The 6,597-nt window shown below is 32.3% G+C and carries 4 protein-coding genes; 2 read left to right on the top strand and 2 right to left on the bottom strand.

Annotation, left to right across the window (positions count from 1 at the left end; all coding sequences use genetic code 11):
• The first annotated feature begins 322 nt into the window (after positions 1-322).
• Positions 323-2,215, top strand: a complete 1,893-nt coding sequence (locus EAI80_RS11345) for a GH25 family lysozyme (RefSeq protein WP_161220343.1) — start codon at positions 323-325, stop codon at positions 2,213-2,215.
• A 70-nt stretch (positions 2,216-2,285) separates the two neighbouring features.
• Here the strand turns inward: EAI80_RS11345 and EAI80_RS11340 are convergent, their stop codons facing one another.
• Together EAI80_RS11340 and EAI80_RS11335 are read right to left on the bottom strand one after the other, a co-directional pair.
• Positions 2,286-3,203 carry a glycosyltransferase family 2 protein gene (locus tag EAI80_RS11340; RefSeq protein ID WP_129982125.1) on the bottom strand — a complete coding sequence of 306 codons (918 nt, stop codon included), beginning with the start codon at positions 3,201-3,203 and terminating at the stop codon, positions 2,286-2,288.
• Position 3,204: 1 nt separating this feature from the next.
• Positions 3,205-5,754, bottom strand: coding sequence for a YfhO family protein (locus EAI80_RS11335; RefSeq protein ID WP_129982124.1), 2,550 nt, complete (start codon positions 5,752-5,754; stop codon positions 3,205-3,207).
• Positions 5,755-5,949: 195 nt separating this feature from the next.
• On the opposite strand from EAI80_RS11335, the gene EAI80_RS11330 reads away from it, so the two are divergent.
• Positions 5,950-6,408 (top strand): GtrA family protein, encoded by a 459-nt coding sequence (locus tag EAI80_RS11330; protein ID WP_129982123.1) that lies wholly within the window; start codon positions 5,950-5,952, stop codon positions 6,406-6,408.
• The last annotated feature ends 189 nt before the right edge of the window (positions 6,409-6,597 follow it).

The following is a 6,597-nucleotide window of genomic DNA, read 5'->3' as shown; positions in this document are numbered from 1 at the left end:
AGTTTTGGTGGATTTGAGTTTGGTTATATATTTGTGTCCGCGCAACGAAGGCGCGGGGAAATGGAGGAAATCATGAATAAAAAATTATGCTTAGAAGAATACACATATTAAATATAGTCAAAATACAAAATAAGATGTCCCATAAATATAAGTAAATATGTTAAATGAACGTAAAAATGTTATCACAAGGGGTTACTGATTATAAAGGTTAATGTTATAATGGGAACATGTGTTATAGATTTCTAATAAATATTGTTTTTTGTGAAATATTTCGCATTAATTAGAATGTTAGAGTTTTATATACATGAAGGAGAACACGCTTATGAAAAAATTATTTATGAAGTTTTGTGTTGTAGTTTTATCTTGCTTTATGGTGTTCAATACAGCTTATTTACCATCTTATGCAGAGGATGAAATGAGCTATTATGAACAGAACGACCTAGCAAACAGTTTTAGGTATACTGATGGTCAGATGAAGGATAGAGGCGATGCAAATTATGCTGCACGTGCTACCACTAATTCTGGGTGGCCTAATGACCCAAAGGCTATTTGTAAGGGAATTGATGTAAGCTATCATAATGGCACTATTGACTGGAAGAAAGTCAAACAGTCAGAAGTAGAATATGCGATTATCAGATGTGGTTATGGTACAAATGATAAGAATCAGGATGATAAGAAATGGGAAGAAAATGTAAAGGGATGTATAGACAACAATATTCCTTATGGTGTCTACTTATATTCTTATGCGGATACTGTAGAAAAAGCTTCTAGTGAAGCAGATCATGCGATTCGTTTATTACAGGGAAAGAAGTTTAAGTATCCTGTTTATTATGATTTAGAAGAAGAGGCAATACGTAAGAAATTAAGCAAAACTGAAATTGCGAATATTGCGAAGACATTCTGTAATAAGTTATCTGCAAAGGGATATACTGTTGGTATTTATGCGAACAAAGATTGGTTTACTAATTATTTAACTGATAGTTGTTTTAATAACTGGACTAAGTGGGTTGCACAATATAATACAGTTTGTAATTACCAGGGTAAATATGATATGTGGCAGTGCTCATCTACAGGAAGGGTGCCAGGTATTTCAGGTAATGTAGATTTAAACTATTCTTATAGTCCATTTGAAAATTCACATGGTGGTGGTAATACAAATAACGGTGGAACTACTACCAAGTACCCTGATGGATTAAATGAAATTGAAGGAGAATTGTACTACTTCAAGAATAATCGTATTGATACATCTTATAGTGGACTCGCTCAGTATGGTAACGAATGGTATTATATTGAGAATGGTAAAGTAAACTGGAACTATACTGGTCTTGTTCAGCGTGGTAACGAATGGTTCTATATTGAAAATGGTAAGTTAAATTGGAATCATTCAGGAATTGTGGAATACAATAAACAGTGGTTCTATGTTGAAAAAGGACGCTTAAACTGGAATTATACAGGTTTAGGTCAGTCAGGTAATGACTGGTATTATATTGTAAAGGGACGTGTCAATTGGGGCTATACAGGTCTTGTTCAGAAAGGCAATGAATGGTTCTATGTTAAAGGTGGTAAGTTAGATTGGAGCTATACAGGACTTGTCCAGAAAGGTAATGAATGGTTCTTTGTTCGTAATGGTCGTTTAGACTGGGGTTATACAGGTCTTGCTTGCAATGGTGAATATTATTTCTATGTTAAGAATGGACGTTTAGACTGGAGCTATTCTGGTTATGCACAGATTGATGGGCAGGGCGAATATTATGAAGTAAGAAATGGTAGACTCGTTGGTGGTACTTTAACTTTAGCTAAGATGCATGGTGTTGCGAATAACCAAGATAGCCCTACAAACTATATTGTGATTGTAGATAGAGCAGCACATCGTGTAGGTGTATTTAAAGGAAGTAAGTATAATTGGGCAGATGCAAAGTATTATAAATGTTGTGTTGGTAAGCCTTCTACTCCTACTATAAGCGGTACTTACTATATCAAATCTAGAGGTAAATACTTTGATACAGGTACTAAAGGTAGATGCTGGTATTTTACTCAGATTAATGGTAACTATTTATTCCATTCAGTGATTTATGATAGACAGAATTCTCCAAAGAGAATTATTGATAACTCAATGGATGCAGCTGTATCTCATGGCTGTGTAAGATTAGATCTAGAAAACGCAAAATGGATCTATGACAACATTCGTAATAATACTAAAGTTATTATTTATTAACAATGAGGTTCCTCCTATTTGGGAGGACCTTTTTTATGCATAAAAAAGGATGTGATTAATCACATCCACTCTAACATTCTTCTGAAACGATGAACTTAGGTCTTCCTTTGATTTCATCATAAATCTGTGCAATGTAGTAACCAATAATACCAAGACAGATCATGATAATACTACTAGAGAATAACTGAAGTAGAATAACTGTAGTAAAACCTCCTAAAGCTGTACCATTCACATACTGTACAATTGAGTTAATACCAAATACTACAGAGATAAGTAACATGATAAAACCACAAATAGTGACAATCTGCATAGGTGCAGAAGAGAAAGAAGTAATATTAAGTATTGCATACTTAATGAGTGATTTAGTAGACCACTTTGATTCCCCTGCTTCTCTTTCAGCAACTCTAAATGGAATCTGTGTTGTTTTAAATCCTACCCATGAAGATAAAGCTCTAAAGAAAGAATTCTTTTCTTTCATATTAAGTAGTACCAACATGACTTTTCTATCAAGAAGCTTGAAGTCTGATGCATTCATCATATCGATATTAGTCAACTTAGAGATGATCTTATAGAAAGTATTAGCCATAAATCTATGGATACCTGATTCTTCTCCTCTATCCTCTTTGACAGCTTCTACAACTTCATATCCTTCCTGCCATAATTTATACATTTCTACAATTTTAATTGGTGGATGTTGTAAATCACAGTCCATGACAACACAACAATCACCCTTTGCATATGTTAAGCCTGCAGTAATTGCAGATTCTTTACCAAAGTTTCTAGAGAAATGAACACCTCTTACATGTTCATGTTTCTTTGATGCTGCTTGGATTCTATTCCAAGTATCATCCTTAGAACCATCATCCACAAATAAGATTTCATAAGGAATCTTATGTTCTGTCATGATATCTACTACTACATTTGCGGTATTATCAATTAATAGTCCTTCATTATAAGATGGTATTATAATACTTAATAAACCTTCCATTTTAGTTCTCCTTAGAATATTTTTTTCTATAAACTGCACTTACGATTATAAACAATATTGCCCCTGCTGTTAAGCTAATACCTAACGTTTTGTATTTTGTATGATATCTCATAGTAATTTTGTTAGTACCAGAATGAAGTTTGATCGCATATAAGCAGTTTCCAAATGACTTTACTTCTGCTTTTTCGTTATTCACTAATACATCCCAACAATCATCTACAGGAACAGATAAATAGAGATAACTATCTTCATCTTCTGCGTTAACTGTTGTATCAATAGAACCATTCTTCATTGAGATATTGACTTCATTTTCAAGTGCTGTTTTAGCACATTCATCCAATACATTTAAATCTAATGCGTAGAAATAGGCATTATCATAATTGAAATTAGAATCTGCAGATTCAACTCTTAGCTTTGTTTTTGAACTATCTGTTTCAATATGGAATACAGTAGGTGATAACCAGCATGCATACTTAGTAATCACATCTTTACCATTATAAACATAAGATTCTGATTCTGAAGTCCAAGGAATAAAACCATAATAAACCATATTCTTACAGTTAGAAGTGTTTAAGTTGATTTCTGTATAAGAATCATCCTTCTTTGTGACTGCATACTTAACAGGTTTATAAATATCTTTTGAAGTATTGAATAACTGTTTAAATAATAAGTTCTGATAATCAAATGGGTTCAAATAGCCTTCTTCATTCTTAATTGCGTCAAAGTTATTACATGTAAATGCGAGAGGCATATAATATGGATTTGTATATGTATACTTACCATTTAACTTAGTATTGTTTTTCTTTACTAGACCAGTGTAGTTTTCTGAAGTTAATACATATTTCACACCAAGTAATGAATCAATACCTAACATAGATGTATTTGTGACAGTTAAACAATCTGCATAAGTAGGATAGCCACACTTATTTAAGAACTCTAACTGTGTACCATCTGGTGAAGAAGTATATCCACTTGTAGACATATATCTATATGATAATGGTTCATCATAGTTGGCAGTTAGATTACCTTCATACATAACTCTGTTAGATGTCTGTGTGATTCTATAGTTAGACTGATCATCATTCTGTATATTGCGGATGATCTTTTCTTGATTCTTTCTATATGATGTATATTCCAAATCATTCATACATAAAGAATTTGCAAGAAGACTAGAATTGATACCTAAATCAATAGAACCAACAATAAGTAATACTACAAGAAGTAACTGTTTTGTCTTTTGTTTAGTGATTAACTGACTAGAGATATATAAAGCAGTTAAAACAATGATCATAGCTACAGTTAAACAAGCATAAATCTTTTCCTGGTGTGTATAATGACGTGTTAATACAATGTTTAATATTGAGAATACAATTGCGACTACACCAGTCTTCACAATATTATTCTTCTCTTTTGCATATACACAATTGTATGCAGCTAAGAATAGAATAAAGAATTCAACTAGGAATGAATATCTATAGTTATAGCTTCCTACAAATTTAAAGAGTGAGAATACTAAATAAAGAGGATGCCAATAAAGACATAGAAGTATTCCAAATAAGAATACACCAAGTACAATCTTTACTTTTACTTTGATTTGTTTGTTGAAGAATACTGATAAAGCAAGTACTATCGCAAGTCCTCCACAAAATAATGCTGCAAATCCTAATTCACTATGAGCCCCATAGCTATACTTAGGAATAACGTTTAACATATTACCGACAAAAGAGAAGTCTAATAAATCTTTAAATGAAAGACTTCCTCTAGGCCCATTCGTTAAAGCACCGATAGTTGGTAAGAATAAGACAGCACTTACCATAACACCTAGAATCATGGCAAACACATATCTAATGCCAGTCTTAATAAACTGTATAAATGTCATCTTATTTTCTACTGCAAATAAGCAACATTCTAATAAGAACCAGATACCAGTGAAGACACAGCTGATTCCAGCCATATACCAGTTAAAGATAATAGCTAAACCTACCGCAATAGATAGATTCCAGTTCTTCTTTCCCTGCACAATATAATAAACCTGTAATAACATGAAAGGTAACATGTACATGCCATCTAACCACATGATATTACTTGCCTGGAAGAAGCTATATTGACATAAACCATAACCGCAGGAAAGTAGAATAAAGAGAAAACTATTGTCTTTATAAGATGTTTCAAATCTATTTGTGACAAAGTACGCAAAGGCGATAGACGCCAATGTAAGCTTTAATGCGACTACGATATTAAAGAATGTATAGAGATTCGCGTTAGAGAAAAACAATAATAATAGGTTAAATGGTGAAGATAAATAATAGCTAAATACAGCTACATTTGATCCACCCAGAGTTTTTCCAAAACTATAAGTAATTGAGTTCTTTCCTGCAATAACATCTTTTAGATAAGAGAAGAAATCAATATACTGAATATTTGCATCCATTACAGCTAATGTTTTAGTGCCAAATGGTGCAAATCCATTTAATGCATAAATACATAAAATAATGAGTAAAGTAATAAGTCCGGATAGAAATATAATTTTACTTTTTCCTTTTTTATTCATAAGAACCCCCCCTTGAATTCAAACACAATAATTATAACATACCCTACTATGTAATTCGATGTGATAGTCATGATACTACATTATTTGAAGGTATATGTATCAAATTATTTTCTGAAATTCTCTATTTTTTTTGATGTGTACAGTTAAATAGAATATAATAGTTACGTATGTGACCAAAAAAATAAGGAGAGTTTTATGAAAAAAGATAAAGATATATTTGATAGAATCATGGAGTGGAAGATCCTTAGTATCTTTAATCCGTTTTATAAGAAATATAAAGAAGTATTATTATATTTATTCTTTGGAGGTTTAACTACGTTCATTAGTATTGGTTCTTATGCCTTCTTTGATATCAGTATGCATATGGATCCAATGATTGCGAATATCTTTTCTTGGATACTTGCAGTATTATTTGCCTATGTGACAAATCGTATCTGGGTATTTGATAGTAATGCGGAAGGTATGAAAGGTATTATCCAGGAAATGGTATCTTTCTTTGGAGGACGTGTTGCCACTCTATTAATGGAAGAACTTATTTTATATGTGGGTATTAATTTGTTAAGTATGAATAGTATTGGTGTGAAGGTTGCAGCACAGATTCTTGTGCTTGTTGGGAACTATTTAATTAGTAAATTGTTTGTGTTTAAGAGTTAATAATACATAATTTCATAGAAATTACACATAGATAGCGCTGTAATAAGGTATAATAACGGCAGTCAACTACCCAGTCGTATTAACGGTTTACACCTCCGACCTTTAACCCCAGTAGATATTGCTATCTAAAGTGGCGTTACATCATAGGGTGGTTGACAGCACCCTTTGCAGCAGAGTTTACTCTGCTAC

This window comes from Catenibacterium sp. co_0103 (genome assembly GCF_004168205.1).
Taxonomy (GTDB): Bacteria; Bacillota_I; Bacilli_A; order Erysipelotrichales; family Coprobacillaceae; genus Catenibacterium; species Catenibacterium mitsuoka_A.
This window is presented reverse-complemented; position numbering and strand designations above follow the sequence as displayed.

What these genes read in the sequence shown, in the direction of transcription:
- EAI80_RS11345 (WP_161220343.1), top strand. Translation starts at nt 323, where the DNA reads ATGAAAAAATTATTTATGAAGTTTTGTGTTGTAGTTTTATCTTGCTTT.
- EAI80_RS11340 (WP_129982125.1), bottom strand. Translation starts at nt 3,203, where the DNA reads ATGGAAGGTTTATTAAGTATTATAATACCATCTTATAATGAAGGACTA.
- EAI80_RS11335 (WP_129982124.1), bottom strand. Translation starts at nt 5,754, where the DNA reads ATGAATAAAAAAGGAAAAAGTAAAATTATATTTCTATCCGGACTTATT.
- EAI80_RS11330 (WP_129982123.1), top strand. Translation starts at nt 5,950, where the DNA reads ATGAAAAAAGATAAAGATATATTTGATAGAATCATGGAGTGGAAGATC.